Here is a 3,152-nt window from a genome sequence, read left to right on the forward strand (position 1 = left end):
ACGAGATTCCATCGGTCGCCAAAAAGGCAGCCTGGGGCCTCAAGTACACCCGTTCGATCTCCGATCCGAAGTTCGAAACCGGCACCGTCGAGACCGACAAGGAACTGCTGCGCAACCTGGTCGCCTACTACTGCGTACTGGAAGGCATCTTCTTCTACTGCGGTTTCACCCAGATTTTGTCCATGGGTCGCCGCAACAAGATGACCGGCGTGGCCGAACAGTTCCAGTACATCCTGCGCGACGAGTCGATGCACCTGAACTTCGGTATCGATGTGATCAACCAGATCAAAATCGAAAACCCGCATTTGTGGGATGCCGAGATGAAGGAAGAAGCGACCCAGATGATTTTGCAGGGGACGCAGCTGGAGATTGAATATGCTCGCGACACCATGCCGCGCGGTGTGCTGGGCATGAACGCGGCGATGATGGAGGATTATCTCAAGTTCATTGCTAACCGTCGTTTGTCGCAGATTGGCTTGAAGGAAGAGTACCCAGGCACGACTAACCCGTTCCCGTGGATGAGCGAGATCATGGACTTGAAGAAAGAGAAGAATTTCTTCGAGACCCGTGTGATCGAGTATCAAACTGGCGGCGCGTTGAGCTGGGATTGATTCCTACGCCAGGTAACATTCAAGAGCCCTGACTTGTTCAGGGCTTTTTTATGCACGGTGAATTGCCACTTTTTGAAGCACATCGCGTCAAGCACCTTGCCCAGAAGGGTTCGGATCGCACCACCAATGCTGTAGCCTTGTGCCCCAACTGCCATCAGCGTTGTCACCGGTCGAGTGATCGGGACGCTTTCACCGAAGGGCTTTACGCCAAAATCGGAAGATTGGCACGGGAGTAGACTCCTGCTGTCACACCTGATGCACGCACAAAAAATACTAGATAGGACCGAGGCCAACCCGTGAACCCAGACATGCTCGAAGCCGGCCCCATCGACGCCAAAGTACTTTCCGTCTTTGACTTCGACGGCACCCTCACCCACCACGACAGTTTCGTGCCCTTCCTCAAGTTTGCCTTTGGCCCCGGTGAGTTTTATGGCCGGATGGTCAAGCTGGCGGTGCCTGGGCTGCGGTTTTTGGTGCGGCAGATCAGCCGGGATGAGTTGAAGGCGCAGTTGATTCGCACCTTTATGACCGGGGTGCAGAAGACGTGGGTGCAGCAGAAGGCCGAGGAGTATTGCCAGCGTAATTGGGCGCGGTTGATGCGCCCGGCGGGCGTGCTGTCGGTGGAGCAAGAGTTGGGCTCGGGCGCGGTGGTTACGCTGTGCTCGGCGTCGCCGGCGTTGGTGTTGCAGCCGTTTGCCGATCGGCTTGGGATCAAGTTGATCGGGACTGAGCTTGAGGTGGTCGACGGGGTGTTGACCGGCAAGCTCACCGGGAATAACTGCCGTTGTGAGAATAAGGTGCTGCGGCTTGAGGCCGTGTATGGCGACCTGGGGGAGTATCGGCTCAGGGCCTGGGGCGATACGCGTGGGGATCGGGAGTTGTTGGCCGCGGCGCAGGATGCGCATTTTCGGCACTTTCATGCGAAGAAGAAAAAGCGGGCTCGGTTGCAGCGGTGATGCGGGTGGGTGGGGTTGGCGGAGGGGACCGAGGCGATCCCTTCGCAGCCTCGCTGGGGCTCGACAGCTCCCACATTTGATCCGTGCATCTTAGTGGAATGGTGTTTACGTCGTGGTTTTGAGGCCTACGCCGAGAGCCGTTGCAGACGCTTTTACCGTCAGGCTTCTTGAGCGGACGACGCGTTGCAGGTTCTTGCTGATATTTACACAGGATCCGGCTATTAATAGCCAAATTCCCACGGACCGAGCCCCATGAAATTCGACACGGCCTACAGCCTGGCTCTCGATGACAAGTTGTCGATCTACGACGTACGAGAGCTGAATTTCGACGAAACCGCTGACTTCGATTCCGACAAGGACCGCTTCCTCTGCCCCAACGACGCGTGCCGCGCAGCGTTCGACGCCGGCAATGTGTTGAGCACCTTCAACGCCAAGAACGTCAATTACCTGCGCACCCCACACTTCAAGAACAAACCCGGCACCCGGCATATCGAAGGCTGTCGCTATGCCAGCAGCCAAAAGACCGCGGCCGGTGAAAGTGAGGACGAGCGCGAGGACAACTTCCCATCGGAATTGGTACTGACACGCCGTCAGTACGAACGTAAAACACCTGCTGCCGGCATCGATGGAGGCGCCCCACAAGAGCCAACGAAAACGCCTTCAAATCGCGTTGAGAAATCCCATGTCAGCAGCGACACAACCCCGGACAAAACCAGCGTGTTCGCCCATCCGGTGGAATGCTATGTGTCGAACATCGATGACAAGGACAAGCTCAAGGCCATGCCCTTGAAGATTGGTGAGCACACGGCGACTTACTGGTCGTTCTTCAAGAAAATCGAATACCTGCAAGACAACAAGGGCCTGATCTACTGGGGCAAGATCAAGGAAATCAAAGACTACACCAGCAGCTTTCGCATCGATTTCGAAAAGAAAGTGTGGCTCGACAAGAAGCCTTATTCGGTCAACGTCTACCTGAACAAAAAGCTCATCGAAAGCTACCGCAAGCGCACGGTTTTCCTGGAGCAGATCAAGGCAGCGGCCAGCAGCGAGCGACCGCTGTATTGTTTCTTCTACGGAGTGACACCGGAACTCAAGCAGGTGCCCAGCAAGAAAAACCCCGAGCAAACGTTCGGGGTATTCAGTGCGAATATCGAGAACCTGGATCATCTGATTATCCGGGAGGCGTCGGGAATGGAATAACTGGGCGTTGAAACAGCGACGAAAAAATCCAGATGATGAGCGGTACAAACAACTGTACAAAAACACAGTATAGTTGCGCCTCCCCCGTCGAACCTGGAGAACCCCCATGTCCTCTCTGGCAATGAGCTCTTTCGTAGAACAGCAGATCGTCCTGCACCAATTCACCGCCAAACACTGCGCACAGGCCCGCGTTATGCTGGGCTGGAGCCGCGAACATTTGGCTCGCCAGGCGGGCGTGGCGGTAGAGGCGATTCAACAATTGGAGGCCCACGGCGAAGTCGACGATGAAACCCGCCTGATCCTGGCGTTTTGCCTGGAGGCGCAAGGGCTGGTGTTCTTCCCGGGGTTTGCGCCGGGGTGGGGCATGAGTGTGCGCCGGTTTGAC

4 protein-coding genes and 1 pseudogene are annotated in these 3,152 nt (G+C 56.3%); all 5 read left to right on the forward strand.

Annotation, left to right across the window (positions count from 1 at the left end; translation table 11 throughout):
- A partial coding sequence (locus tag E4O97_RS21875; protein WP_248130164.1) for a ribonucleotide-diphosphate reductase subunit beta occupies positions 1-611 on the forward strand: 611 nt, incomplete at its 5' end.
- Positions 612-685: 74 nt separating this feature from the next.
- Positions 686-847 (forward strand): annotated as a pseudogene (locus E4O97_RS21880) (HNH endonuclease); the annotation flags it as partial.
- 72 nt (positions 848-919) lie between these two features.
- Entirely contained in the window at positions 920-1,567 is a 648-nt protein-coding gene (locus E4O97_RS21885; RefSeq protein WP_032879816.1) for an HAD-IB family hydrolase, read from the forward strand.
- A gap of 252 nt (positions 1,568-1,819) precedes the next feature.
- Entirely contained in the window at positions 1,820-2,767 is a 948-nt protein-coding gene (locus E4O97_RS21890) for a hypothetical protein (protein ID WP_078822120.1), read from the forward strand.
- A 106-nt stretch (positions 2,768-2,873) separates the two neighbouring features.
- Positions 2,874-3,152, forward strand: a 279-nt coding sequence (locus tag E4O97_RS21895; protein ID WP_248162244.1) for a helix-turn-helix transcriptional regulator, incomplete at its 3' end; no start/stop codon positions are given.

The sequence above is a fragment of the Pseudomonas sp. W15Feb34 genome (genome assembly GCF_023127765.1).
In the GTDB taxonomy this organism is placed as follows: Bacteria; Pseudomonadota; Gammaproteobacteria; order Pseudomonadales; family Pseudomonadaceae; genus Aquipseudomonas; species Aquipseudomonas synxantha_A.